The following is a 25263-nucleotide window of genomic DNA, read 5'->3' on the forward strand; positions in this document are numbered from 1 at the left end:
GTTGCCCCACGCTACCATGCTAAGCGTTCTTTTCGTATGTTACGGTAATATATGCCGGTCGCCGGTTGCCGAAGGCGTATTCCGGGCGCTGGTCGCAGAGCAGGGCCTGAATGAGGTGATCCAGTGCGATTCGGCCGGAACGGCATCGTACCACATTGGCGAACTGCCCGACCGACGTACCCGCGAGAATGCACTTGAGCATGGATTGACACTGACCCACCGCGCCCGCCGTATTACCGGCGAGGACCTGGCTCAGTTTGATTACTTCGTAGCCATGGACGAAGCCAATTTTGAGGCTATTGAGAAGTTGAGTCACCGCAGTGTTGGCCTGCATCCCGACGATACGATTTTTCTGCTACGAGAATTTGACCCGGCTGTCAACGATCAACCAAATGTACCGGACCCGTATTACGAAGGACCGGAAGTATTTGAAGAGGTTTATCAGATTGTACTTCGCTGCTGCCGCCAGTTGCTCGCCTATCTGGCCCAACAACATAACTTGGTTTTACTGAGCGAACGAGCGGATGAGCAGTGATTGTCGCTCGTTCGCCCGTTTGCCTTTTCTTTTTCGCTCATGAACAAAAAAGTCATTCTAATTATTCTCGATGGCTGGGGGATTCCGCTTAAACCCGAGGTGTCAGCCATAGAAGCGGCTAATACGCCGTTCATGAACTCGCTTTACCCGGTTTATCCAAACAGCACCCTGGAAGCCTCGGGGCTGGCGGTGGGGCTACCGGCCGGGCAGATGGGCAACTCGGAAGTGGGACACATGAACCTGGGTGCCGGTCGGATTGTCTATCAGGACCTGGTTAAAATCAACAAAGCGGTTGAGGAACATACCCTCGACAACGAGCCGGTGCTGGTCGATGCGCTGAACTACGCAAAAGCCAACGGTAAGAAAGTGCATTTCATTGGGCTGGTATCCGATGGTGGCGTTCATGCGCACATCGAGCATCTGAAAGGCTTATTGTCCATCGCCCACAACAACGGCCTGACCGATGTGTTCGTCCACGCGTTTACTGATGGTCGCGATACCGACCCTAAAAGTGGCATTGGTTTTCTGACAGATCTGCAAGGACACATGGCCGCTACCACTGGTCAGCTCGCTACTGTAGTCGGGCGTTTCTACGCTATGGACCGTGATAACCGCTGGGAGCGGGTGAAGGTTGCCTACGATGCTATGGTGCACGGAATCGGTGACGTAAAAAGTTCGCCCGGGGGCGTAACAACGGCTCTGCGCGAATCGTACGATGCCGATATTACCGACGAGTTTGTGAAACCCATTATCGTGACGCAGGTCGATGGATCGCCGGTGGCTACGATTGAGGAAGGCGACGTCGTGCTGTGCTTCAACTTCCGCACTGACCGTGGTCGGGAAATCACCATTGCACTAACGCAGAAAGACTTTCCGGAGCAGGGCATGAAAAAGCTCAACCTGGACTACGTTACGATGACCAAATACGATGATGAGTTTCAGGGAGTGAAGGTCATTTTCGAGAAGGATAATCTGCACAATACGATCGGTGAAGTGATTTCGAACGCCGGACGCACACAGATTCGAATTGCCGAAACCGAAAAATACCCGCACGTCACGTTCTTCTTTTCAGGTGGGCGCGAAGAGCCTTTCCCCGGTGAAAAACGCATTCTTTGCCCGTCGCCGAAGGAAATGACCGTCTACGATGAGCACGGCAACGCTACAAAAGTACCGGTAAAAACGTATGACCAGAAACCTGAGATGTCGGCCTTTGATATTCGGGACGCCATCATTCCTGAACTGGAAAAAGCGGAAACCGATTTTATCTGTCTCAACTTTGCCAATACGGACATGGTCGGTCATACGGGTGTGTTTGAAGCCGTTGTAAAAGCGGCCGAAACCGCCGATACGTGCGCACAGGCCGTTGTCGAAGCTGCGTTGAAGAGTGGCTATACCGCCATTATCATCGCTGACCACGGTAACGCCGAGTATATGATCAACGAGGACGGTACGCCCAATACGGCCCATACAACGAATTTGGTGCCGTGTATTCTGGTCGATAACGAGTATCGGCCAACCATCCACAGCGGTAAACTGGCCGATATTGCGCCGACCATTCTCCAATTGATGGGCGTTCCGCAGCCACCGGAAATGACAGGTGTGAGCCTGATCAATTCGTAATGCAAGTATCTTTATAACGCAAAAGCCCCACTTCTCACGAGGATGGGGCTTTTGCGTTATAAAGAGGGCTGTTAAACGTCCAGCAGAATCCGGGTCGGATCTTCCAGCAGTTGCTTAACCCGTACCAGGAAGCTCACCGATTCTTTACCATCGATGATGCGGTGATCGTACGACAGGGCAACATACATGATCGGTCGCACCACGATTTCGCCGTTAACGACTACTGGCCGCTCAACGATGTTGTGCATACCGAGGATTGCCGACTGCGGGGCGTTGATAATCGGCGTCGACAGCATCGATCCGAAGATACCGCCGTTCGTGATGGTGAACGTACCACCAGTCATCTGCTCAATGGTCAGCTTATTATCGCGGGCCAGACCAGCCAGCCGAATGATCTCTTTCTCGATTTCGGCAAAGCCCATCTGCTCGGCGTTGCGAATCACCGGTACCACCAGACCCCGTTCCGTTGACACGGCAATCGATACGTCGCAGAAATCGTTGTATACGATCGTATCGCCGTCGATCTGGGCGTTCACGGCCGGGAACTCCTTAAGCGCAATGCAGACTGCCTTGGTGAAGAACGACATAAAGCCAAGGCCTACGCCGTTTTTCTCCTTGAACTTGTCCTTGTATTTGCCGCGCAGATCCATGATCGGCTTCATGTCTACCTCGTTGAAGGTAGTCAGCATGGCTGTTTCGTTCTTCACGGCTACCAACCGGCGGGCGATGGTCCGGCGCAGTGAGGTCATTTTCTCCCGGCGCTGGCTGCGATCACCTGATGCGGCCACGGGCGCTGGCTGAGCAGCGGGCTTCGGCTTGTCGGCCGGAGCAGCCGCGGGCTGGGCTTGTGCGGGTTGCGGAGCCTGCTGGGCGGGCTGAGCGGACGGTTGTGCTTTTACGGCATCTTCCTTCGTGATGCGGCCACCAATACCGGTACCCTGAATCTGTTGCGCTTCAACCCCTTTTTCAGCCAGAATTTTAGCCGCAGCCGGCGATGGATAATGAGCCGCATAGCCTGACTGGGTGCTTCCGTTCTGGTCAGAGCCATTGTTGCCGGTGTTGGCCGTAGCCTTTGATTGTTGCGCCGGTGCGGCTGGTTGAGGAGCCGCATCAGACTGAGCAGCCGGAGCACCGGTTTCGATCCGGGCAATCAGCGCACCAATGGGCAACGTTTCCCCTGCTTCGGCAACGATGCGCAGGGTACCGGCCGCTTCGGCTGGCAATTCAAACGTCGCTTTGTCGGATTCCAGTTCGCACAAAACTTCGTCTAGCGCGACCTGATCGCCGTCTTTTTTATTCCACGATGCAATGGTTACCTCCGTTACAGACTCACCAACTGCCGGAACTTTCATTTCGATAACAGACGAACCGCTGGCCACCGGAGCTGCGGCCGGCTCGGCTACGGCCTGAAGGGCAGGCGTGGGTTCTGATGCGGGCTGCGGGGCCTCTGCCTGGGGAGCGGCCGTCGGCGCAGGTTCGGCTGCGGGAGCCGGCTGGCTGGGAGCCGCGCCGTTTGAAGCACCGTCGTCGATGGTGCAGATGGCCGCGCCGATGGGTAATACGTCGCCCTCCTGCGCCAGAATATGCAACACACCGTCGGCTTCGGCGGTCAGTTCAAACGTCGCTTTGTCTGAATCAAGGCCACACAAAACCTCGTCCATTTTTACCTGATCGCCCTCCTTTTTATACCAGGTACCAACCGTAACTTCGGTAATCGATTCCCCGACTGCGGGGACTTTCATTTCAACGGCCATTCTGATGTAGTTTTCGGTTTTCAGTTTTCGGTTTTCAGTTTGCCGGTCAGAAAACCGGAAACTGAAAACCTTACCCGTAAACTGGGTTTATGCAAATGCTTTCTGGATAAGTTCGGCTTGTTCCTGCGTATGCACTTTGGCGTAGCCGGTAGCCGGTGATGCGGCTGCTTCCCGCGACACGACGCGCATGTTCAGGGTTTGTGCAATGCCAACCCGCAGCAGATAGGTCCAGTAACCGGTGTTTTCGGTTTCTTCCTGTACCCATACGTACTCGGCTTTTTTATACGGTTCGAGCACCGCGTTCAATTGCTTGACAGGCAGCGGAGCCAGTTGTTCGAGCCGTACGATGGCAACGTCGTCGCGTTGGTCAGCCTGTTGTTTCTCGAGCAATTCGTAATAAACCTTACCCGTGCAAAGCAATACGCGTTTGACCTTTTTGGCCTGAGCGTAGGAATCACCAATAACCTCCTGAAAGCTGCCTTTCGTGAGTTCGTCCATTGATGACACACACTTAGGATGGCGCAGCAGCGATTTCGGCGACATAACGACCAGCGGCTTCCGGAACGGCCACACCAGTTGCCGACGCAGCAGGTGGAAGAAGTTCGCCGGTGTCGAAATGTTAGCGACCACCATGTTGTACTCGGCGCAAAGTTGCAGGTAACGCTCAGGACGGGCGTTGGAGTGCTCGGGTCCCTGGCCTTCATAGCCGTGGGGGAGCAGCATCACCAAACCGTTCATGATGCCCCACTTCGATTCGCCCGCCGAAATAAACTGATCGACCATTACCTGCGCGCCGTTTGAAAAGTCGCCAAACTGCGCTTCCCAGATGGTGAGTGCGTGAGGGTTGGCCATCGCGTAGCCAAACTCAAAACCCAGCACACCGTATTCCGACAGCAGAGAGTTGTAGATCTGGAATGTAGGTTGACCCTCGCGGATGTGGTCCAGCGATGAATACGCCTGATTTGTCTCCGCGTCGTGCAGAACGGCGTGGCGGTGGGAGAACGTACCCCGCTGCACATCCTGTCCGCTAAGCCGCACGAGTTTTCCTTCTGCCAGCACGGAGCCATACGCCAGTAGTTCGGCCGTACCCCAGTTGATCTGTTTTGTTTCAAACAGCATCTGTTGCCGGTCTTTCAGCAGTTTATCAATCTGCTTGAGCGGTTTAAAGCCTTCCGGAATGGTAACCAGCGCCTTGCCGATCGTATCCAGCGTTTCAGCCGATACGCCGGTTGCCGGTGACTGATCAAAATCCTCCGGGGTACTAAAGCGTAGCTCAGCCCAGTCGAGGTCGAGCCGTAGCGGTTTATAGGGGATTTCGGCTTTCTGCTTCACGCGGTCAAGCCGGTCCTGTAGCTGCTTTTTGAACTCGGTATCCATCCGGCTGGCCAGTTCGGCATCCACATCGCCCCGTTTGATGAGCAGCTGGTTGTAGATTTCGCGCGGGTTCGGATGCTTGTCGATCAGCGAGTACATTGTCGGCTGCGTGAACTTCGGCTCATCCGATTCATTGTGGCCGTACCGCCGGTAGCACACCATGTCGATGAACACGTCGCGGTTGAACTTCTCACGGAACTCAACGGCCAGCTTAGCACAGAAAATCACCGCTTCCGGATCGTCGCCGTTTACGTGGAAAATGGGCGCATCGATGATCTTGGCAATATCGGAGCAGTAGATCGACGAGCGGGCATCTTCAAAGTCGGTTGTGAAACCAACCTGGTTGTTGATAACAAAGTGGATGGTGCCGCCGGTCTGGTAACCCGCCAGCTTGGCCATCTGCGTTACTTCGTATACGATGCCCTGGCCAGCCACAGCCGCATCCCCGTGAATAAGGATCGGCAGAATTTTGTCGAAATCACCGTTGTATTCCTCATCGGCCTGTGCCCGTACGAACCCTTCAACAACGGGGTTAACCGCTTCGAGGTGCGACGGGTTAGGGGCTAATTTTACGTTGATCTGCTTGCCGGTCGGGGTCTCGGTCAGGCTGGCGTAGCCGAGGTGGTATTTTACGTCGCCGTCGCCGTGTACCTGCTCTGGTACGTTCCCTTCAAATCCATCGAAGATGCTCTCGTACGACTTGCCCAGAATGTTGGCCAGTACGTTCAGGCGACCCCGGTGGGCCATGCCGATCATGACCTCTTCAACACCCAGTTCGGCTGCGGTGCTGATGATCGTATCGAGGGCCGGGATGGTGGCTTCACCGCCTTCCAGCGAAAAACGCTTCTGCCCAAGGTATTTTGTCGCCAGGAAGTTTTCCAGTACGGTAGCCTCGTTCAGCTTTTCCAGAATACGCTTCTTCTCGTCAAGCGTAGGCGTAAACGTCAGCGCTTCTTTCTCGATCTTGTTCCGTAGCCAGTTTTTTACGTCCAGCTCCCGGATGTACATGTATTCGAAGCCGATGTTACCCGCGTAAATCTTGCGGAGCGACTCCATAATGGTCCGCAGGGTAGCTGGTCCGATGCCCAGCAGCTTCCCTGACTCAAACACCGTATCCAGGTCGGCATCCGAAAGCGCATAATCAGGAAGATCAACGCGGGGCTGGCGATCTTTACGGGGTTTCAGCGGGTTGGTGGTGGCGAGCAGGTGGCCCCGCGACCGGTATGCCTTGATCAGGCTGGCAACCGAAACTTCCTTCTCGCGGTCCGACGGGTCGGCATGTTTGGTATCTACGGCCGGGGCTGAGCTCTGGCCGTTGGTGGCGGCCCCATTCGTAGCAGCCCCGTTGGTTTTGCCGTTGGCTTTTTCGCCGTAGGTTAATGAGAATTCGAATCCTTTGAAAAATTGCTGCCAGCTTTCGTCAACTGATTGAGGGTCTTGCTTATAAGACTGATAGAGTTGATCTACGTAAGCCGCGTCAGAATTAGCGATATATGAATACTGGTCCATGACGAAGACGCGTCGTTGTTTGACCTGCAAAGGTAGAGTATTGAGCAAACAAAAACCGGTAAAATTTCCGGTTTTTATTCTATCCGTATGGCAAATCCGACGCGTTTATTATCATAACAACTGTGGCGCCGGATTAGTTGACGCGCTGTTGGCTACCGGAAACAGCCCCAGTACGTTGCATCAGGAACACGTAGCCGAAACCAGCCAATCTATTCCTCTGCCAGCGTTTGGGATATGTTCATTCGGTAGATACCGATCGCCGGTAAAGCAGCGGCCAGGAGCCCAATCAGAACCGCCATGCCAAGCAGTAGCCACTCTTCCGGCAGAATTGTGAACGATGTGAGGTCGTAGTTATACTTCGACGAGACGGTGGCGGAGAAGAACCATAGCCCGACGCGGCTAAAGACGATACCCAGCACAAACCCGATCAGGGCCAGCACCAACCCTTCGAGCAGGAGCATGCCGAACAACTGCGCCCGAGTCGCCCCCATCGACAACATTAAGGCCATTTCGTACCGGCGTTCTTTAAGTGAGTTGTATAACGATACAAAAACGCTGATTCCGGAAATAATAATGATGGCAATAGCCAGGCCCCGCAGAGTTTCGACGCCAACGCCCAGCAGGTCGAACAGGCGGTTAACCTCGATGTTGGGCAGGGCAGCCTGCAATTTTGAATTGGTGTTGATACCCCGTGCCAGCATCATGCCCAATGGATTCCGAAACTGAATCAGCATGCTCGTGATTTCGCGGGGTTCATCCGCATGAGCTTCACCCTCTTTGTGGTCATGTTCTTCGCCTTCCGCATGTTCCTCGCCTTCGTCGTGGTGTTCTTCGCCGTGTTCGTGAATAGCCCAGATGCTCGATACGTTGGTCAGAATCAGTTGATCGGCTACGGTATTACTGGGGTTAAGAATGCCGACTACCTTATATTTTGAGTCGGCGTGCGCTTCGCCGTTTTCATCCAACCCGTGCTGCCCGGAGAACGTATCGCCGATTTTCAGACCGGTAGCCTCTGCTACGCGTGGGCCAATAACGGCTTCGAGGTCTTGTTGGAACAACTCTCCCTGCCCGACCGTAGCGCCGAAATGATCAAGGTATTTTTTGTTCGTACCGACAATTCGGAACGACCGGTAATTATCGCCCATGGCCAGGGGGATGGCCGTTTTGATCATGGGGTTCCGGGTAAGCCGTTCGGCTTCGTCGAGCGGGATGTTGCCAACCGGCGCGTCGATCTGGTAGATGCTCGAGAGGATCAACTGTAGTGGACTCCCTTTCGCACCAAGCACCATGTCGATGCCCCTGATGTTTTTGCGAAACTGATCATCCAGTTGCTTGTTAAGCAGCAGCAGTAGCGAAATGATGGTGATCCCGAGGGTCATCAGTAGCCCGCTCAGGAAACTGCTCAGGGGTTTATCGTTCAGGTTACTCCAGCTAATTCGGAATAAATTCATGGCCGATGATTACGGAGATAGATGATAAAGTCGGTTGGGTACGTACAAACAGTTAGTCTACCGTCGAAAAGTACGAGACCTGCAACATTATTGCAAATCTAGCCTAAAATGATGACTGACGATGTTGAACCGCTTTTTGAGGTATAATCGATGGGCATCGTAGCGGGCTGGATTGTGACCCGAGTCCAGTGTTACTACCTGACAGCCGGCCTGGCGAGCCTGTTCAATTACGAAATCAAGCAAGGCACCGGCATACCCTTTGCCGCGGCCTTCGGGTAAGGTCGACAGATCGTCGATATACAACGTACGGCCACTGTGCAGGAAGTGCTGGATACGGTACCCTGCAACGGCCGGTACCGTATCGCCGGTATCAACAAAGGCCAGTTGAAATCGGTCTTCCTGCTGTTGCAACTGAATAAGTGCTAAAGCCTGCTCTTCGGTCAGATGAGGACGGAGCGCCAGCAGCGCGGGCAGGCACCGCCGAATATCAGGCTCGGTAGTGGCCAGTCGGATCGTCATGGTAAGTGTTCGTGGATACTACGCAAGATTTCATCGCCCCCGCGGGCCAGAATGCTCTCGGCCAGTTCGTGACCCAACTGTTCGGCCTGCGCGGCCGGTGCCGTGAATGTTTCGCGGAGTAGCTGCTGACCATCGAGGCTGATCAGACCGCCTGTTAAACTGATCTGGGCGTTTTCAATCGTAGCCAGGGCAAACACGGGGATGCTGCAACCTCCTTCGAGCCGCCGTAAAAAACCACGTTCGGCTTTCAGGCAGGCTTCGGTTGGCTCGTGGTTCGTCAGTTGGCGAATAATCCGCAGCTTGTCCGGAGCCAATGTATGAGCAGCTTCAATAGCTACACTGCCCTGCCCAACGGCGGGCGTAAAATCCTTAACAGGAAGGTGTTCGACAATCAGATCATCGTACTGCATCCGGTGCACACCGGCGTAGGCGAGAATCAGAGCGTCGCACTGGCCTTCGTCCAGTTTGCGCAGGCGAGTTTGCAGGTTGCCACGCATATCAACCACGCGGATGTGTGGACAAAAGTGCTTCAACATAGCCACCCGGCGTGTCGATGAGGTACCGATCACGAACGACTGGCCGCTGGTTAATGACAGATTCCGGTTGCGGCTCACGAGTACGTCGTTGACCTGCTCGCGCTCGGTGAAGGCAATAATACCCAGATCGGTGGGCAGCGATGATTGCAGGTCTTTGGCACTGTGAACGGCAATATCAATGGAGCCGGCGCGGAGCTGATCTTCCAGTTCCTGCGTAAAGACGCCTTTGCTGCCAATTTTAGCGAGGGAGCGATCCTGAATCTGATCGCCTTTTGTTTCAATAAGGACCAGTTCGGAGGTTAGGCCACCCGCCTGCAGCAGCCGCTGAATGTATTCGGCCTGCCACAAAGCTAACTGACTCCCCCGAGTTCCGATTTTAATGTGCATGCTACAAAGGTACAATATCTTTCCCCAAAGCGCTGTAAGATGGGGGCGTCGTCGCCTGTTGATTTTGCAGTATCGCTGACATCAGTAGTTGTGGCGGTTTGTGGAAGATAAGCCCCACAAATGTACCAAAGCGCAACACCCCAGTTCCACACTCATCATATGCTTGTTTTCGTCCACTGGTCAAAATAGCGCCAAAACGGCACTTTTGGCGACTGATTCACTTTTTTCCTGACAGGTTGGCGCATAGAATAGGGTTGGGGCAGTTAGGCACGTGGTTTGATTATTAGTAATTACTTGAACAGTAAATAGCAACACCTATGAAAGCGATAGAAAACGTATTTCAGGGCACGGGCGGACAGATCGATCTGTTGAATACGCTTTACGGCGGTTCAAGCATGACGACGATGAATGTGGAGCGCGAAGACGAGCGACTCGTGATTACACTGTCGGCCCCCGGCGTTGACGCCAGTTCGTTCAACGTCCTGATCGAAGGAAATAAATTAGTGCTCTATACACTACTGGTTGGTACCTCGGTACACAAAGATGATTACGAAGCGGGCCAGCGACTGGCTGTACCGATGTTCCTGCGCGTACTGGACATCCCAACATTTGTGGATGCTGAACAGATTGAAGCCGTTCATGAGCACGGTAAAGTGCTGGTGTTGCTCCCCTTTAAAGATGAAGAGCACTTACACCGCCGGATCGACATCAAAGATTTGTTTTGAGTCTTTTATTTCTGTCCCGGGGCATCTTTAGCCCTGTAGCCTATAGATTTAATGCAGGTCGCTTCTACGGGAGCGACCTTTTTTTGGTTTACCTCCTTCTTAAAGCCTACTCAATCCATTGACAATCAGACGTAATGGTATCTTTGGTATTATTTTAAGAACTTACTTCTACCGTAGTCAGGCAATCGGTTGATTACGTTTTGTTTATCACTTTTTCATATAGTCTTATCGGCTGAACTGAGGAAAATGAGCTTGCGTAAGTGGGCAGAAGGCTTAACTTTGTTGAATCATTACTTCGGTACTTACTTCACTATGGGCTCAGTCGATTCTGACTGGAAAACCACATAACTACAAAAAGCCACATGCTACAACACGACGTTATCGAACCGATCTTAGAAGAAGACAAAGGCCGTTTTGTGCTGTTTCCCATTAAGCACAATGACATCTGGCAGATGTACAAAAAGCACGAAGCTTCATTCTGGACGGCCGAGGAGATTGACCTGTCGCAGGATTTAAAAGATTGGGACAACCTCAACGATGGTGAACGGCATTTTATCTCGCACGTACTGGCGTTTTTTGCCGCTTCCGATGGGATCGTCAACGAAAACCTGGCGGTTAACTTTCTGTCGGAGGTGCAGTATGCGGAGGCTAAATGCTTCTATGGCTTCCAGGTGATGATGGAAAATATCCATTCGGAAACCTATTCACTGCTAATTGATACGTATATCAAAGATCCCGTCGAGAAAGACCGGATGCTGAACGCTATCGATACGATTCCGTGCGTGCAGAAGAAGGCCGAGTGGGCACTACGCTGGATTGAAAACGGTTCGTTTGCCGAGCGGCTGATTGCGTTTGCGGCCGTGGAGGGTATTTTCTTCTCCGGCTCGTTCTGCTCCATCTTCTGGCTGAAAAAGCGGGGCCTGATGCCGGGGCTGTCGTTTTCAAATGAACTGATCTCGCGCGACGAGGGGCTGCACCGCGACTTTGCCTGCCTGCTTTACACGGATCATATCAAAAATAAAATGCCCGAGGAGGAGATCTACCAGATCGTTCGGGATGCGGTAACGATTGAGCAGGAGTTCGTGAGCGATGCCCTGCCCGTGTCGCTGATCGGGATGAATGCTGACCTCATGAAGCAATACATTGCCTTTGTGGCCGATCACCTGTTGGTTTCGCTGGGGTTGCGGGCAATCTACAACGTATCGAATCCGTTCGACTTCATGGATATGATTTCATTGCAGGGCAAAACGAATTTCTTCGAGAAGCGCGTGGGCGAATACCAGAAAGCAGGCGTAATGGCGTCGGTGGACAAGGAGCGCGAAACGGCCAAATTCTCAATGGAAGAGGATTTTTAATAACCCTATTGTACTTGCATAAACAAGCCGGTCGATTCACAACGACCGGCTTGTTTGTTTTTGGTTACCCGGTTGTTTGGCTAACAATTCGGATAACGGGCTTATTTTTACACCCTATCGTCTTTTAACTTATGGCAGTAGCGGGCATCAGCCGATACCTTAGACTATGGCGGCACATCGCCAATCCGACCGAGTACGTATTCCGGCGTGGAGATCGACGTAAACGAAATCTGGTCTTCACAACGCGGCCGTTACCGGTGCACTTTCAGGTACCTGATAGTCTTTATCAGGTTTTTAAAGAGATATTCATGGCTGATGTCTACGAGATCGATACGTTGGTTCGTGATCTGCCCATCAAGCCCGTGGTGATTGATGTTGGGGCGAATGCGGGTTTCTTTGATATTCAGTTGCTTTCTAAAATTGGTGAGGCCACCATCTACGCGTACGAACCTATGCCGGCTAACGTCCGAACGTTCAGGCAGACACTTGAGCAAAACGCAGCCCTACAACAGAATGTCCGGCTCTTTCAGATGGCCGTTACGGGAAAACCACTCGATAAGCTTGACCTCTACGCTGAAGCGGAAGAGAATAATCAGGTGGTTGCTTCTGCCTTCGCTGGCTTCAACGGCAACAACACGCAGAAGATTACCGTACCCTGCATTACGCTCACGGACATTATACGCAGCAACGGGCTGGAATCGGTCGATCTGCTGAAGCTCGACTGCGAGGGCAGCGAATACGATATTATTTACAACACGGACCCGGCTCTGGTACGGCGTGTTCAGAAGATGGTAGTCGAAGTGCACGACCTGGATAAGGACCAGAACAACATCACTACGTTCGATACCTACGTTCGGTCGCTGGGCTACGACACGACTTATACCCCGATTAATTCGTTCTGCTACGCCCTCGAAGCGGTCCGCCGATAAGGTTACACAACGCTTTGGTATAGGTTCCAGTAGGCTGCTGCCGTAAGCTCCCAGCGGAACTTCCGACTATGCTCCATGATGCGGGCCGGCATTTCAGGGTCGTTATCGTAGGTTTCCATGCCCACTTGAAAAACCTTCACTACCGTTTCGGGGTCGAACGCGGGGAAGTAAAACGCTTCGGAACCGCCCACTTCCGGAACGCTCGACAACGTAGAGCAGAAAACCGGTTTGCCAAAGCTCATGGCTTCAATTACGGGCAGGCCAAAGCCCTCGTGCAGCGACGGAAACAGAAACGCGTCGCAGTTGGCATAAAGCCACCACTTGGTTGCCTCATCCACCGGACCGGGAATGATCAGCCGGTCCGCAACGCCCATGCGGGTGGCCTGGTCGCGTAGCTCCTGCACATACGGCTTGTCGTCAGGACCGGCCAGCACCAAGCGGTAGTTCGGAAAGGCCTCCAGCAGGGGCAGCATCGCATGGACATTCTTGTAGGCCTGTAGCATGCCGATGAAGAACAGAAATGGTCCGTCGGGCTTAACCGTAAATGACGATACGATGTCCTTAGGTTTATCCATGCCCAGATAAATCACCTCAACAGGCGTAGTAGGAGGGACTACCAATTGCTTACGAACGTCCTCGGCTACGTAGCTCGAAATGGTTGTCACGGCCGCGGCTTGGTTGACCAGTTGCTGATAACGGGCTTTCTGGCGGGCTTTGCGTTTGGCAGAGTATTCGGGAAGCGATAGATAATTTAGATCCAGAATCGTATAAACCAAGGCGGTTTTGCGCATGGGCGTAAAGCGCGAATTCTGGTAGGGGCAATGCCAGACATCAAACGTCCAGGGGTGCCATACGCGTCGCCACCGGGTCGCCACCAGGTAATCGACTGAAGAACCAAAAATGCCTACCTGTTCGCGGGAAACCAGAAAGGTAATCTGCCAGTCGGCCGGCTTCTGACGGACCAGTTCGTTGCCTAAATGCAGGCAAAACTGGCCCATGCCACTGGCGAGATTGGCCATGCGTTCGGTATCCAGAAAAAGATGGGGCATGCGGTCGGAGGAAATGGTAAGGCCGCAAAACTAACCAAAAATGCGGTTAGTCATGAGCCTTCATTCCTCACTGCCGAGGACTGAGAAAATCAGGTCGGATTCGTACCCTTTGCTGAGTGCGTAGCGAACGAGCTTCTGTTTCACCACCAAGGGATTGCTGTCGTGTAACGTCCGGCGCTTCTTGTCGAGGAGGTCGGCAAGGGCCGCCCGGTAGTCGGTCGGAGCAATCTCCTGCATGGCCTGTTCAAGGTTATAGCCCGTGATGCCACGCTGCTGAAGATGCTGCTTGATCTTCCGTTTGCCCCAGCCTTTGACACGGAACTTACCACCGGCGAAGGATCTGGCAAATCGCTCTTCATTCAGGTAATTCTGCTGGATCAGTTCGGCAATGACTTCTTCTGCATCGTCGCCGTCGACGCCCCAGTCATTCAGGCGGTCGCGGACTTCCTGTTGCGTACGTTCCTGATAGGCACAGAACGAAGCCGCTTTCCGAAGGGCATCTTTGAGGTACTCGGTCATACAATGAAAACGTACCAGACCGGGGAGAGGTTCGTTTATGGTGAGATCGTGGTGTCAGGTTCTGAACCTGACACCACGATCTCACCATAAACGGTGAATCAGCCTACCACGTACGCTTGCTCATCACTTTGTCCAGTTCAGGCCGGGTCATGGCACCGAGTTCGGGATGCTGCCCCAGCCACTTGAGAAACTCAGACTTTATTTCATCTGTCCACTGGCTGTCGATCTGGCCCGTTGTGTAGCGCCCCGATTTGACCATCTCGAAGCCAAACTGATCCTTGCGGGTCACGAACTCGCAGGTACTGATGACCTGCTCGGCCATATGCGCCGGAACGAACAGAACACCTTCCCGCTGGGCAATCACCAGATCGCCGGGCAGTACCATCGCGTTGCCAATACGGATCGGCGTATTCAGGCCCATCAGCACCATCTCCTCCAGGAAAGACGGGTGGAAGTCGCGCACGAACGCATTGAAGCCGTTGATGTTCTGCAATTCCTGTAGATCACGGGCCGCCCCGTTGAACACCACGCCGTTGCCGGTTTTGCTGAAGATCGCGTTGCCGAGTGTCGCACCCATGAGCGTGCCGCCACCGATCTTGCCAAACGCATCGGCTACGTAGACGTCGCCTTTCGTGAGGGTTTCGATGGGCCAGGCATTGGTGTTGCCTTTACGCCCCTGTTTGCTGATGCCCCGCTCCTTGATGTTCTTTTCAACGTCGGGTCGGCTGGGCATGAACATGGCCGTCACTGCCCGGCCAATTACCGGTACGTCATCTTTGATCAGTTTCCAGTTGCCTTCAAACTGGTTGGTATACCCTTCGTTCTTCAACACCGTCCAGGCGTCGTCGATACCGATTTTGCGGGCTCGTTCCAGCAAGGCATCCGGAATTTTAGGGCGTCCGTCCGGAAAGCGTTCACCTTTCCATTCAGACGTTAGAAATGTCAGTTCGTCCTTCGGGATAGTTTGTGCCGACAACTGGCCTGTCAGGCTTAGGGTAACGAATAGTGAGAGGGTGGCAATCGTACGGTTCATTAGAGGGGAATTTTGGTAATGTTTTAAACGCAGAGAAACAGAGGAAACGCAGAGAAAATTGAGGATTCTCTCAGCGTTCTTTGCGTATACCTCAGCGTCTCTGCGTTTCAACCGCATTAACGGCCTTCTTTGGCTAAATAAGCGTCTATGTCTTTTTGGGTAATAGCCAGTTTCTTAGGGTACTTGGCTACCCAGGCACGAAACTCATCCTTTATTTTACCGGACCAGTCGCCATGAATTTCGCCGGATGGGTATTTACCCTGCTGGAGCAATACCCGCTCAAATTCGTCGCGGAGGGCCGTCATTTCTGAGGCCGACACGAGTCCTTCGACCAGGTGGGCCGGGATGAACACCACGCCGTATTCGTTGGCAAACACTACGTCGCCTGGGAACACCGTCACTTCGCCGATACGGATAGGCGCGTTGATGGCGGTCGGTGTCATGTCTTTGATATACGACGGATGGTGGCCTTTCACCCAGGCGTTGAAGCCCTTGGTATCTTTTAGTTCCTGCATGTCGCGTACCGATCCGTAGAAGATGACTCCCTTGCCGGTTTTGCCGTAAATGGCGTTCCCAAGGCTCGATCCGATCAGCGTGCCATCCTTTACTTTACCGTATCCATCCGCTACGTAGATATCGCCTTTGGTCAGGATGTCGATGGGCCAGATGTTAATACCGCCTTTCTGCGCGCGACCTTCTGCTTTTCCCTGAGCCCGAACCAGGCTATCGAGGTCGGGGCGGGTGGGCATGAACTGCGCCGTTACGACCCGGCCGGTCATGGTCTCACCTGGTTTGAGGATAATCCAGTCCTTCTCGACCTGGTTGCGGTAACCCCGGCGGTCGAGGTAACCCCAGATCTGTTCGAGCGTGCAGTTTTGCAGGCGTTCCAGCACAATGTCGGGAACCAGGGGACGGCCGTCGGGCATGCGTTCGCCCTTCCAGTTGGCGGTCAGTGCTTTAACGTATTCAGGCGTGGAGCCTACCCGCTGGGCCTGCGCCGAAAGACCACCAGCGAGAAACGTAATGGATAAGGCAAGCAGGGTTTTCTTAATCATCGTTATCTGTATCCAAAGGGTTTAGTATGTTTTTGCCCAATAAAGGCCAGTAGATAAGTAAAATACTGCCATTTGGTCATTTTACTATCAAACAAAAGATTCCTATAACTCCCGAAAACTATGAAGAATATTTTTTCGCGTCTGACGTCGTCGGCTCAGCCTGCCGATCGTCGCGAATTCATTCGAAATGCCGGATTGGGTGGCCTGACGTTAGGTATGCTTTTCGACGGCAAATTTGAACAGGAAACTGAATTCATTACTCAAAAAGTAAAGCGCGACTCCAAGCCGTCGGAGTTGAAAATTACGGATATGCGCGTGGCAGTGTTGCAGGGGGTTCCGTTTTCCAGCCCTATTATCCGTATTGATACCAACCAGGGGCTGGTCGGCTGGGGCGAAGTACGTGACGGTGCCAGTGCCAACTACGCCCTGATGCTCAAAAGCCGGATTCTGGGCAAAAACCCGTGTAACGTTGAGCAGCTATTCAAAGTAATCAAACAGTTTGGTAACCACAGCCGCGCGGCCGGTGGGGTCTGTGGCGTTGAGATGGCGCTGTGGGACCTGGCTGGTAAAGCGTACAACGTACCGGCTTACCAGATGCTGGGTGGTAAATACCGCGATTACATCCGGCTGTATGCCGATACGCCGGAAGGAAAGAACTATGAGGAGTTTGCGGTGAATATGAATAAGCGCAAAGAACAAGGGTATTCTTTCCTGAAAATGGATTTCGGCATCGGTATGCTCGCCGATAAACCCGGTATGCTGGTTAACGCTAACAACTGGAGCGTAAAGCGGCAGTGGGATGATAAAGAAATGGGCAAGCTGGGTAACTATGCCACGACCAAGCACCCGTTTACTCGGATTCAGATTACCAAAAAAGGAATAGATGCTCTGGTAGAACACGTGGGCAGGGTTCGTGATATTGTAGGCTATGATACGCCACTGGCAGCCGACCACTTCGGTCACTTCGACGTGAACACGGCCATTCAGATTGGCGAGGCTATGGAGCCGTTCCGGCTGGCGTGGCTCGAAGACCTGGTGCCCTGGTTCTACACCGATCACTGGAAACAGATCTCGGATGCCATTGAAACGCCAACATTAACGGGCGAGGACATTTTCCTGAAAGAAGAGTTTATCAAGCTCATCGACGCGAAGGCTATCGATATGGTTCACCCCGATCTGGCGTCGTCGGGTGGCCTGCTCGAAACCAAGAAGATCGGTGATTATGCCGAGGAAAAGGGCGTTCCGATGGCCATGCACTTTGCTGGTTCGCCGATTTGTATGATGGCCAACGTACACTGCGCAGCCGCTACAGAAAACTTCGTTGCTCTCGAACACCACGGGGTTGATGTGCCGGGTTGGGAAGACCTCGTTACCGGTATGAAGCCGATCGTTGAGAAAGGATTCGTTAAGGTGCCCGACAAGCCCGGGCTTGGCGTTGAACTGAACGAAGAGGTGGCCAAGAAATTCCTGAAAAAAGGAGCGACCTGGTTTGCCCCAACCGACACCTGGAATACGCGGGATTCCAACGACCGGGAGTGGAGTTAATAACTAATACGTTATAACAATCACGTCTGACTGGAAGGAGCGTAACGCTAATCCATTCAGACGTGATTTTTTATGTCAACAAATCCTGGAGGGCATTTTTCAAGTCGCCGAACCGGTACTGAAACGTGGTTTCTTCCTTGACTCGCTTGTTCAATACGTAGTTGCCTCCGGTGACGGTAATGGCCAGTTCGCCGAACATCATCCGGATCACAAAATTCGGAATATTCGGCAGCAGGAGCGGGCGGTTCAGTACCTGGGCAATCTGCTTTGTAAGGGCTTCGTTGGTGACCGGTCCCGGCGCTACTGCGTTGTAGACACCCTGCCACGACTCGTCGGTCAAGGCTTGGATGTACATTCGGCACAGGTCGTCAATATGAATCCACGAAATGTACTGATGCCCTGATCCAATGGGTGCGCCGGCTCCCAGTCGGATGGGTTGTGCCAGCTTCGGTAGTGCTCCGCCTTCCATGGTCAGCACCACGCCGGTCCGCATCTTGACGGTACGTATTCCCAGCGCGGCTACCTGATCTTCGGATCGTTCCCAGGCCCGGGTCACCTGCGCCAGAAAATCGGTACCGGCCGGACTAGTTTCTGTCATGGGTCGGTCGCCGGTATCGCCCCCGTAGTAGCCGATGGCCGACGACGCAATAAACGACTTAACGTGGTGGGCATTCTTGGCCAGGGCCTGAGCCAGCAACGTAGTGGACATAACGCGGCTGCCCAGAATCTCGTCCTTGCGCGCATCCGTCCAGCGCTCGTCGGCGATGCCTGCTCCAGCGAGATGAATGATATAATCAGCGGTCATGATAGCCTGCGGGTCAAGGTGCCCTTTTTTTACATCCCATTGGTACACATTGACGTTCGGAATCGGCTTGACAGACCGGCTGAGTAGTGAGACCTGATAGCCTTCCTGAATGAGTAGTTGAGTCAGACGGCGACCGATTGTACCGGTGCCGCCGGTAATAAGTACGGTTTGGCTCATGGCGGGTAACTGTGGTTATTGACGTATAACCCGCCGGATGCGGTAGGGGTTTTAATGCCTGCGTGAGCGGCACATGCGTCGACGCCAAACCCGCTTGACACTGAACAACAAAGTGTGTTTGACGAACTAGCAAGCAGCACGAACGGCTGGTCGGTCCGGTCGGGTGATTCGGCCTGTGTGGTGCTGGATCGCGGGAAGGCGTTAACGCCGAACAGAAGAGCAACTTTAGACTGCTGATCGACTGGAAACGAAAACCACGGGCATCTACCGGACCGACGGTTCCATTCAGATCAACCGTACGTTTGAGCAGCCTTTACCAGGCGAGGACGTATTGCCGGACTTTGAACTGAATTTAACCGAGCTGCGATAACAACTCACAGCAAATTACATAGTCCATTCCCGTGGCAGGTCCAGTTGGCGGGCGTAGTGAGCCGGAGCGTTGTGATGCACTCGCTGAAGCAGTTTGTTGATATCGCCGGCAAATTCAATATGGTAATCCGGGTCGAGTTTCGACACCTTCTTGAGCACCTGATCGGTCCGTTTGGCAATGTACTCGGCGGCTTTGTCCGTCCGGCTGTTGTGATGGCGGAGCAGGTCAAGGTGATGATCAAAGAACGTATTGAGCATATATAGCATCAGTTCCGCTTCTCCATATTTGTCTTTGGTAACCTTCAGGTGCCGACTGATGTAGCCACTGATTGCCCGCATATCCATCATCACCCAACCCGCCGAATCCTGCTTCAACCGGGCCGTCCGATCAATGAACTGCCGGATACTATCGCGTCGTTCGTCGATGGTTTCTTTGTGCTCGACCAGTTCGAATTGCAGCCGTTCGGTCAGGATGGGGTCTTTTGTAATCAGCCGTAGCAGCAGTTTGTCTTTTTCTGCAACCGGCATGCGGACGATGGCTTTTTTGAGATCGGGATCGAGGGCAGGCATAGGGCAAAGTAAGGAAAAAAGGAGGAAAGGGAGAAAGGGGAGCAGAGGGAGGATGGAACTGCTTGTATCCCTTTCTTCCTTTTTCCCCTTCCTTCTCTCCTTTTTATGCTTAAACCCCTACCGTATCGCTTTCGTCGGCGGGAATACGTTCTTCGATGTACGTAACAATTTCGGCGGCTACGTCGATACCGGTGGCGGTTTCGATGCCTTCCAGTCCGGGCGATGAATTTACTTCCAGGAGCAAAGGGCCACGATCGGAGGGCAGCATATCCACCCCCGCTACCTTCAGACCGAGGGCCCGGGCTGCGTTAATGGCCGTGTCTTCTTCTTCGGCCGTAAGCTGAATCGGTACCGCATTGCCGCCCCGGTGGAGGTTGGAACGGAACTCCCCGTCGACGCCCTGACGCCGGATGGCGCCGACTACCTGATTCCCAACAACCAACGCACGAATGTCGGCTCCTTTGGCCTCGGCTATGTATTCCTGTACCAATACGTGTTTCTTCAGCCCATAAAAGGCCTCGATGGTTGATTTGGCGGCTTTGGTCGTTTCGGCCAGTACGACGCCAATGCCCTGGGTACCCTCCAGCAGTTTGATTACGACCGGTGGTCCGCCCACCAGCTTGATCAACTGATTAATGTCGCCGTTTTTGGGGTGGTTGGCGAATACCGTTTTGGGTAGACCAACGCCTGCTTTCGACAGGACCTGCAAACTTCTGAGTTTGTTGCGGGAGCGTGTGATGGCCTGCGATTTGGCCGTCGTAAACACTTTCATCATCTCAAATTGCCGGACAATGGCGCAGCCGTAGTCGGTAACGGACGCCCCAATACGCGGAATGATGGCGTCTATATGCTCCAGAGGCTGCCCTTCGTAAAGAACCGACGGCTTGCCGCCCTCAATCATTACGTGGCATTTAAGATGGTCTACCACAAGCACTTCATGGTCGCGCAGTTGAGCCGCTTCGACCAGTCGCCGGGTAGAATATAGGTTCGGATTAGCCGATAAAATGGCAATACGCATGGTAGTAGTTAGTAGCGGCTGCGTTTCTTATGAGCGTATATCTATGTGGATATAAAGCAGTTAGTCAGGCTGCTGCGTGTCAACGCTGCCGTTCTGTTGGTGATGGAGTTTCTGTGTAGTCTTTGCTTTGTACGACAGATTCTTTTGTGATACGTCGACTATAAATCGGTTACGAAGTAGTTTGCGTCCCAGCAGGACAGGATTTTTCAGCCGCTCGCGGTCGGCCAGGGTAAACTCGGCGCGGATCACCCGGCCAAACAAAATAATGCGTGTTTTGATCACATATCGCAGTTCAGCAACGCCAAATGAGTTCCGAATCATCCGCTGACTGAACTGGTCGCTATAGAACTGTCGGGAGGCCACGCCGGTTTTGTCAATGAGCCAAAAACTTAACATTGGTTTGTCGTCCGACTGCACCAGCCGCACCTCCTTGCAGTGCAGCGCCGATGTAAACGCGCCCGTATCGATCTTGGCTTTAACGTCAGAAAGCGCCAGATCCGGAAAATCAACGAGGTCCGTCATGCCGATCACCTGCTTGGCTTTGGGCGTTCGGGCCTTGCGTAACTTAAGTTTCATGCCGGGGTACGAATCAGGCGGCTGAATGTTAAAGACATATCGAGCATGACCATTTTGGCCCGGGCGTTTCGCTCTAAATGGTAAACGGCTTCATTCAACTCAGCAATAAGCCGTTCAATATGATTCATGGTTAAAATTTTAGTGAAATTTTTCACAAACGTGACTTCTTCGTCGGGCAGGCGCAGCAACGATCCCGCTCCCTGCTGCCACAAAAATAAGTCACGGCAGAGACTAATGCTGTATTCGAGCAAGCCCTTTTGTTTCTCTTTGCTGAAACCGTCAAACTGGTCGGCCTGTTTGACCAGCGCAATCAAATCCTGTCGGTAGCAAGTCCGCATCCAGTCGGCAAACCACGCATGGTTGTCATTAGTTTCTTCCTGACTAATGCGCAGAGCCGCCGACAGGTTACCATCTGCCAGATAAGCCACCCGTCTGGCCGTCAATTCGTCAACATTGAGATGCTGGCGCAGGTGCGTCGCTACTTCGTCGTCCGTAAATGCCCGCACCGCCACCCGCTGCGTCCGCGACAGGATAGTGATCAGCAGCTTATCCGGCTGATTGGTCACCAGCAGAAACAGCGTTTGGGCAGGGGGCTCTTCCAGCACCTTCAGCAGCGCATTGGCCGACGCTACGTTCATTAGCTCCGGTAGCCAGATCAACATGATCTTGTACGCACCTTCGTAGGACTTCAACGATAGCTTCTGCAAAATATTCCGGGCTTCTTCGGCCGAAATATTGCCCTGTTTGTTGTCCGCTCCCATCGTGTCGAGCCATTCCGGTAAAGTTCGGTAAGGATGCGCCGACAGAAAGCTACGCCAGTCGGTCAGGAAGGCTTCGCTGGTTTTGCCCCGGCTCGTATTGGCCACCGGGAACACCATGTGCAGGTCAGGATGGACCAGCTTCTGCATCTTCACACAGGAAGCACAGCGTCCACAGGCATCCTGAGGCTGCTTGTCTTCGCAGTTAACGTACGTAGCCAGCGCCAGGGCCAGGGCAAGGTTGGCACTACCTGCTGGCCCGTCGAACAAAAGCGCATGGGCAAGGTGATTGGCCTGCACCGCCCGCAGCAGTGCCTGCTTTGTGTCGTGCTGACCGATGATTTCGTTAAAGAGCATTGTTGGCGACCAACTGGCGGCTTAAGCGGTACACTTCGCGTAAAATAGCTTCTTCCGTAGCGTCAAGGTCCTTATTCCGGCGCTTGAGCGCTTCGCGGGCCACCTGCAGGGCTTTTTCCGGGCGATAGGCCGTAAAGCCCGTGTCGGCTCCGCCCCACGAAAACGATGGTATGTGTTTCGGCTGAAACCCAGCGCCGAATACGTTCGCGCTCACGCCGACGACCGTACCGGTGTTGAACATCGTGCTGATGCCGGCCCGCGTATGGTCGCCCATCATCAGGCCGCAGAACTGTCGTCCCGTATCATCCAGATCACCGACGGCGTAGTTGAACAGCTTAACGTTGGAGTAGTCGTTTTTGAGGTTCGAATTATTGGTATTCGCACCCAGATTGCACCACTCACCGATCACTGAATTGCCCAGAAATCCGTCGTGGGCTTTGTTACTGTAGCCGAAAAATATGGAGTTCCCCACTTCGCCACCTACTTTGCAGTACGGACCAATGGTGGTGTTGTTCCGCATTTTGCCGCCCCAGTTTACGGTCGACGACTCACAGAGGGCGAACGGCCCGAGCATTACCGTTCCTTCCTGAATGGTGGCGTTCCGGCCAATATAAATGGGGCCGCCCTCGGCATTCAGAACGGCCGCCCGGATGGTTGCGCCGGGTTCAACGAAGATGTTCTCGATACCGTAGCAGCGCGTGTGGGGATCCGTAATCGGCTCCGACGTCCGACCGGCCGTCAGGCGGGCGAAGTCCGCCCGGATCTGGGCGCCGTTCTCCAGAAAAATGTCCCAGAGGTTACGGATAACGGTCAGCGGCTCCTCGAACGTTATAAGGGAATGAACAGCACCGTTCAGGGCCGTTGCCGTCGAGATGCTCTGAGTGGTACGTACCGCCAGCAGCAGACCATCCGGCAAAACCAGAGCGCTTTCCGAAGCCAGTTGCCGAATCGTTTCCACGAGTGAATCCGTTGGGCAAACGGCACCATTGATGTATAGATTATCGTCGGTTGTGTGCAGCGCAAACTTTTGCTGAAGGTACGGCTCCGTCAGATACGATGGGGTAGTAGCCAGATAATCAGTCCATTTTTCGGTAATAGTCTGTATACCGATCCGGATATCGGCTACCGGTCGGGTAAACGTGAACGGTAGCAGCGACGGACGAATAACCGGGTCGTCGAATACAATCAGGTTGGACATACGCGTAAGTAATTGTGACGGCAAATATCCGATCATTATTCGGAAAAAGGTAGCTACACAATCGGTCGGCATGAGACCAAACGAATGAAAAATTACATTTCCGGAAGAAGTTGCCAAACCCTTTTCCGTTCAGCGGTTTTTTTGTTGCTTGCGGGCTGAATCTGTGCCGTAATGGTGCAATTGCTATGAAATTCCTTCGTATTCTGGGCCGAATCCTGCTGGGGTTGCTGGTGTTGATCATTCTATTCGTGGCGGTCAGTGTAGCTCCCGTTGACCGAACGCCCTATCAGCAGACAACGTACTACGCCGAAACCAAACAGCGGCTGGCCGAACTACCTGCCTCTCCTGAACCAAAGGCACCCCTTCAGGCCGGTTGGGCTAAAGTCAATATTACGCCCCCCTATACTACCCCAACCGGCGGCTACGGCGTCCGGCGGGGTAAACATTGGGAGGTCGTGAGCGACTCCATATACGTCCGCTCCATTGTGCTGATCAACGGCAGCACTAAAACCGCTATTGTGGGCCTTGACCTGCTCATTACGCCCCCGGCTGTCGTGGAAGCGTTGAAAAAACGCCTGCCACAAATAGGCTTCCGCTGGGAGGACGTCTACATTGGTGCCATTCATTCGCACAACAGTGTGGGTGGCTGGGCTCCCGGTCTGGTGAGCGAACTAATTGCGGGCGATTTTGATGAACGGATCGTTCAGCGGGTTACGGAGGGAATTCTAACGGCTATTGCGTCGGCACAGAAAACCCTGGCACCGGCTCAGGTTGGTTACGGCCAGACGGATGCCAGCGACCTGATTCGCAATCGTATCGGGGGTGATGGGCCACTCGACGGCAATATCCGCTTGCTGAAGTTTCAGAAAACAACCGGCGAAACGGCGTTGCTGTGTACGTTTGCCGGGCACGCGACCCTGTTCGACGGACGTAATGGCCGCTACCTGAGCCGCGATTACCCCGGCTCGCTGGTGGATCGGCTGGAACGAAAAGATGCTGATTTTGCCCTATTCATGGCCGGGGCCGTGGGCAGTACTGGACCCGAAGCGAAGGGCAGAACCGACTTTGAAGAGATACGTAATTACGCCGGTGCGCTGGCGGCCCGTATTGAGCGCACCTTACCCCAGATTCAACCTAAGCCGGACAGTACGCTCTCCATCCTGACCTTACCGCTGGGCCTGCGCGAACCCCACGCCCGCATCCTGACCGACTGGCGGGTACGTCCGTGGCTTTTCAACGCCGTGTATGGCGAGTACCCGTCGGAGTTGAAAGCGCTACGTATCGGGCAGACGGTCATGCTGGGTGCTCCCTGCGACTTTTCGGGCGAACTCGTGGCCGACATCAAACCCGCTACTGACCAGCGTGGCCTGAACCTGATGGTAACCAGCTTCGATGGTGGCTATATCGGCTACGTAACGCCGGATCGCTACTATGATAAACCTACCTACGAAACCCGCGACATGAACTGGTTCGGTCCCTACAACGGCGCGTATTTTACGGAAATGATGCGGGGGCTGGTGGCGAAGCTGTGAAAACAACT

Annotated in this window: 22 protein-coding genes; 7 read left to right on the top strand and 15 right to left on the bottom strand. The window is 53.6% G+C overall.

The genetic code is table 11. The features are described 5' to 3' along the window. The first annotated feature begins 16 nt into the window (after window positions 1-16). Window positions 17-535, top strand: a complete 519-nt coding sequence (locus BN8_RS30265) for a low molecular weight protein-tyrosine-phosphatase (RefSeq protein ID WP_009285779.1) — start codon at window positions 17-19, stop codon at window positions 533-535. Between the two features lie 39 nt (window positions 536-574). Next, window positions 575-2155 (top strand): 2,3-bisphosphoglycerate-independent phosphoglycerate mutase, encoded by a 1581-nt coding sequence (gene gpmI, locus BN8_RS30270; protein WP_009285780.1) that lies wholly within the window; start codon window positions 575-577, stop codon window positions 2153-2155. A 71-nt stretch (window positions 2156-2226) separates the two neighbouring features. Here gpmI and odhB read toward each other — a convergent pair whose 3' ends face one another. From odhB to hemC, 5 genes are all read right to left on the bottom strand, one after another. Next, on the bottom strand, window positions 2227-3909 hold the full coding sequence (odhB, locus tag BN8_RS30275) for a 2-oxoglutarate dehydrogenase complex dihydrolipoyllysine-residue succinyltransferase (RefSeq protein WP_009285781.1): 1683 nt from the start codon (window positions 3907-3909) through the stop codon (window positions 2227-2229). Window positions 3910-3996: 87 nt separating this feature from the next. Then, complete coding sequence (locus tag BN8_RS30280; protein ID WP_009285782.1) at window positions 3997-6792, bottom strand: 2-oxoglutarate dehydrogenase E1 component; 2796 nt, start codon at window positions 6790-6792, stop codon at window positions 3997-3999. Window positions 6793-7001: 209 nt separating this feature from the next. Continuing rightward, entirely contained in the window at window positions 7002-8243 is a 1242-nt protein-coding gene (locus BN8_RS30285; protein WP_009285783.1) for an ABC transporter permease, read from the bottom strand. Window positions 8244-8330: 87 nt separating this feature from the next. Beyond that, the gene (locus tag BN8_RS30290) at window positions 8331-8762 is read right to left on the bottom strand and encodes a GNAT family N-acetyltransferase (protein WP_009285784.1); all 432 of its coding nucleotides are present in this window, start codon (window positions 8760-8762) and stop codon (window positions 8331-8333) included. Next, entirely contained in the window at window positions 8759-9685 is a 927-nt protein-coding gene (gene hemC, locus BN8_RS30295; RefSeq protein ID WP_009285785.1) for a hydroxymethylbilane synthase, read from the bottom strand. The genes BN8_RS30290 and hemC overlap by 4 nt, the downstream gene beginning before the upstream one ends. Window positions 9686-10002: 317 nt before the next feature. Between hemC and BN8_RS30300 the strand changes: the two genes are divergently transcribed. The 3 genes from BN8_RS30300 (at window position 10003) to BN8_RS30310 (ending at window position 12694) form a co-directional block, all read left to right on the top strand. Next, window positions 10003-10410, top strand: a complete 408-nt coding sequence (locus BN8_RS30300) for an Hsp20/alpha crystallin family protein (RefSeq protein WP_009285786.1) — start codon at window positions 10003-10005, stop codon at window positions 10408-10410. 362 nt (window positions 10411-10772) lie between these two features. Next, window positions 10773-11765 carry a ribonucleoside-diphosphate reductase small subunit gene (locus tag BN8_RS30305; protein WP_009285787.1) on the top strand — a complete coding sequence of 331 codons (993 nt, stop codon included), beginning with the start codon at window positions 10773-10775 and terminating at the stop codon, window positions 11763-11765. A 131-nt stretch (window positions 11766-11896) separates the two neighbouring features. Next, window positions 11897-12694 carry an FkbM family methyltransferase gene (locus BN8_RS30310; RefSeq protein ID WP_009285788.1) on the top strand — a complete coding sequence of 266 codons (798 nt, stop codon included), beginning with the start codon at window positions 11897-11899 and terminating at the stop codon, window positions 12692-12694. 2 nt (window positions 12695-12696) lie between these two features. Here BN8_RS30310 and BN8_RS30315 read toward each other — a convergent pair whose 3' ends face one another. The 4 genes from BN8_RS30315 to BN8_RS30330 all read right to left on the bottom strand — a co-directional run bounded on the left by BN8_RS30315 (window position 12697) and on the right by BN8_RS30330 (window position 16350). Beyond that, on the bottom strand, window positions 12697-13743 hold the full coding sequence (locus tag BN8_RS30315; RefSeq protein WP_009285789.1) for a glycosyltransferase family 4 protein: 1047 nt from the start codon (window positions 13741-13743) through the stop codon (window positions 12697-12699). 60 nt (window positions 13744-13803) lie between these two features. Further along, entirely contained in the window at window positions 13804-14262 is a 459-nt protein-coding gene (locus BN8_RS30320) for a regulatory protein RecX (RefSeq protein WP_009285790.1), read from the bottom strand. 103 nt (window positions 14263-14365) lie between these two features. Continuing rightward, entirely contained in the window at window positions 14366-15295 is a 930-nt protein-coding gene (locus tag BN8_RS30325; protein ID WP_040007091.1) for an RraA family protein, read from the bottom strand. Window positions 15296-15411: 116 nt separating this feature from the next. Continuing rightward, the gene (locus BN8_RS30330) at window positions 15412-16350 is read right to left on the bottom strand and encodes an RraA family protein (protein ID WP_009285792.1); all 939 of its coding nucleotides are present in this window, start codon (window positions 16348-16350) and stop codon (window positions 15412-15414) included. Between the two features lie 120 nt (window positions 16351-16470). Here BN8_RS30330 and BN8_RS30335 point away from each other — a divergent pair, with 120 nt between their 5' ends. Continuing rightward, complete coding sequence (locus BN8_RS30335) at window positions 16471-17895, top strand: mandelate racemase/muconate lactonizing enzyme family protein (RefSeq protein ID WP_009285793.1); 1425 nt, start codon at window positions 16471-16473, stop codon at window positions 17893-17895. Between the two features lie 70 nt (window positions 17896-17965). Here the strand turns inward: BN8_RS30335 and BN8_RS30340 are convergent, their stop codons facing one another. The 6 genes from BN8_RS30340 to BN8_RS30365 all read right to left on the bottom strand — a co-directional run bounded on the left by BN8_RS30340 (window position 17966) and on the right by BN8_RS30365 (window position 23723). After that, window positions 17966-18877 carry a TIGR01777 family oxidoreductase gene (locus tag BN8_RS30340; protein WP_009285794.1) on the bottom strand — a complete coding sequence of 304 codons (912 nt, stop codon included), beginning with the start codon at window positions 18875-18877 and terminating at the stop codon, window positions 17966-17968. A 384-nt stretch (window positions 18878-19261) separates the two neighbouring features. After that, the gene (locus BN8_RS30345; RefSeq protein WP_009285795.1) at window positions 19262-19816 is read right to left on the bottom strand and encodes a hypothetical protein; all 555 of its coding nucleotides are present in this window, start codon (window positions 19814-19816) and stop codon (window positions 19262-19264) included. 109 nt (window positions 19817-19925) lie between these two features. Continuing rightward, window positions 19926-20834 (bottom strand): 30S ribosomal protein S6--L-glutamate ligase, encoded by a 909-nt coding sequence (gene rimK / locus BN8_RS30350; RefSeq protein ID WP_009285796.1) that lies wholly within the window; start codon window positions 20832-20834, stop codon window positions 19926-19928. Between the two features lie 60 nt (window positions 20835-20894). Continuing rightward, a complete protein-coding gene (locus tag BN8_RS30355) occupies window positions 20895-21410 on the bottom strand; it encodes an ATP-dependent zinc protease family protein (RefSeq protein ID WP_009285797.1) in 516 nt (171 codons plus the stop codon). Beyond that, on the bottom strand, window positions 21407-22525 hold the full coding sequence (gene holB / locus BN8_RS30360) for a DNA polymerase III subunit delta' (protein WP_009285798.1): 1119 nt from the start codon (window positions 22523-22525) through the stop codon (window positions 21407-21409). The genes BN8_RS30355 and holB overlap by 4 nt, the downstream gene beginning before the upstream one ends. Next, window positions 22515-23723 carry a GlmU family protein gene (locus BN8_RS30365; protein WP_040007094.1) on the bottom strand — a complete coding sequence of 403 codons (1209 nt, stop codon included), beginning with the start codon at window positions 23721-23723 and terminating at the stop codon, window positions 22515-22517. Before BN8_RS30365 ends, holB begins: the two co-directional genes overlap by 11 nt. Window positions 23724-23908: 185 nt before the next feature. Between BN8_RS30365 and BN8_RS30370 the strand changes: the two genes are divergently transcribed. Further along, window positions 23909-25255, top strand: coding sequence for a neutral/alkaline non-lysosomal ceramidase N-terminal domain-containing protein (locus BN8_RS30370; RefSeq protein ID WP_009285800.1), 1347 nt, complete (start codon window positions 23909-23911; stop codon window positions 25253-25255). Window positions 25256-25263 lie beyond the last annotated feature (8 nt).

This window comes from Fibrisoma limi BUZ 3 (genome assembly GCF_000296815.2).
GTDB lineage: Bacteria > Bacteroidota > Bacteroidia > Cytophagales > Spirosomataceae > Fibrisoma > Fibrisoma limi.

Coding starts and splice junctions, on each gene's coding strand:
- BN8_RS30265 (WP_009285779.1), top strand. CDS start 17: ATGCTAAGCGTTCTTTTCGTATGTTACGGTAATATATGCCGGTCGCCG.
- gpmI (WP_009285780.1), top strand. CDS start 575: ATGAACAAAAAAGTCATTCTAATTATTCTCGATGGCTGGGGGATTCCG.
- odhB (WP_009285781.1), bottom strand. CDS start 3,909: ATGGCCGTTGAAATGAAAGTCCCCGCAGTCGGGGAATCGATTACCGAA.
- BN8_RS30280 (WP_009285782.1), bottom strand. CDS start 6,792: ATGGACCAGTATTCATATATCGCTAATTCTGACGCGGCTTACGTAGAT.
- BN8_RS30285 (WP_009285783.1), bottom strand. CDS start 8,243: ATGAATTTATTCCGAATTAGCTGGAGTAACCTGAACGATAAACCCCTG.
- BN8_RS30290 (WP_009285784.1), bottom strand. CDS start 8,762: ATGACGATCCGACTGGCCACTACCGAGCCTGATATTCGGCGGTGCCTG.
- hemC (WP_009285785.1), bottom strand. CDS start 9,685: ATGCACATTAAAATCGGAACTCGGGGGAGTCAGTTAGCTTTGTGGCAG.
- BN8_RS30300 (WP_009285786.1), top strand. CDS start 10,003: ATGAAAGCGATAGAAAACGTATTTCAGGGCACGGGCGGACAGATCGAT.
- BN8_RS30305 (WP_009285787.1), top strand. CDS start 10,773: ATGCTACAACACGACGTTATCGAACCGATCTTAGAAGAAGACAAAGGC.
- BN8_RS30310 (WP_009285788.1), top strand. CDS start 11,897: ATGGCAGTAGCGGGCATCAGCCGATACCTTAGACTATGGCGGCACATC.
- BN8_RS30315 (WP_009285789.1), bottom strand. CDS start 13,743: ATGCCCCATCTTTTTCTGGATACCGAACGCATGGCCAATCTCGCCAGT.
- BN8_RS30320 (WP_009285790.1), bottom strand. CDS start 14,262: ATGACCGAGTACCTCAAAGATGCCCTTCGGAAAGCGGCTTCGTTCTGT.
- BN8_RS30325 (WP_040007091.1), bottom strand. CDS start 15,295: ATGAACCGTACGATTGCCACCCTCTCACTATTCGTTACCCTAAGCCTG.
- BN8_RS30330 (WP_009285792.1), bottom strand. CDS start 16,350: ATGATTAAGAAAACCCTGCTTGCCTTATCCATTACGTTTCTCGCTGGT.
- BN8_RS30335 (WP_009285793.1), top strand. CDS start 16,471: ATGAAGAATATTTTTTCGCGTCTGACGTCGTCGGCTCAGCCTGCCGAT.
- BN8_RS30340 (WP_009285794.1), bottom strand. CDS start 18,877: ATGAGCCAAACCGTACTTATTACCGGCGGCACCGGTACAATCGGTCGC.
- BN8_RS30345 (WP_009285795.1), bottom strand. CDS start 19,816: ATGCCTGCCCTCGATCCCGATCTCAAAAAAGCCATCGTCCGCATGCCG.
- rimK (WP_009285796.1), bottom strand. CDS start 20,834: ATGCGTATTGCCATTTTATCGGCTAATCCGAACCTATATTCTACCCGG.
- BN8_RS30355 (WP_009285797.1), bottom strand. CDS start 21,410: ATGAAACTTAAGTTACGCAAGGCCCGAACGCCCAAAGCCAAGCAGGTG.
- holB (WP_009285798.1), bottom strand. CDS start 22,525: ATGCTCTTTAACGAAATCATCGGTCAGCACGACACAAAGCAGGCACTG.
- BN8_RS30365 (WP_040007094.1), bottom strand. CDS start 23,723: ATGTCCAACCTGATTGTATTCGACGACCCGGTTATTCGTCCGTCGCTG.
- BN8_RS30370 (WP_009285800.1), top strand. CDS start 23,909: ATGAAATTCCTTCGTATTCTGGGCCGAATCCTGCTGGGGTTGCTGGTG.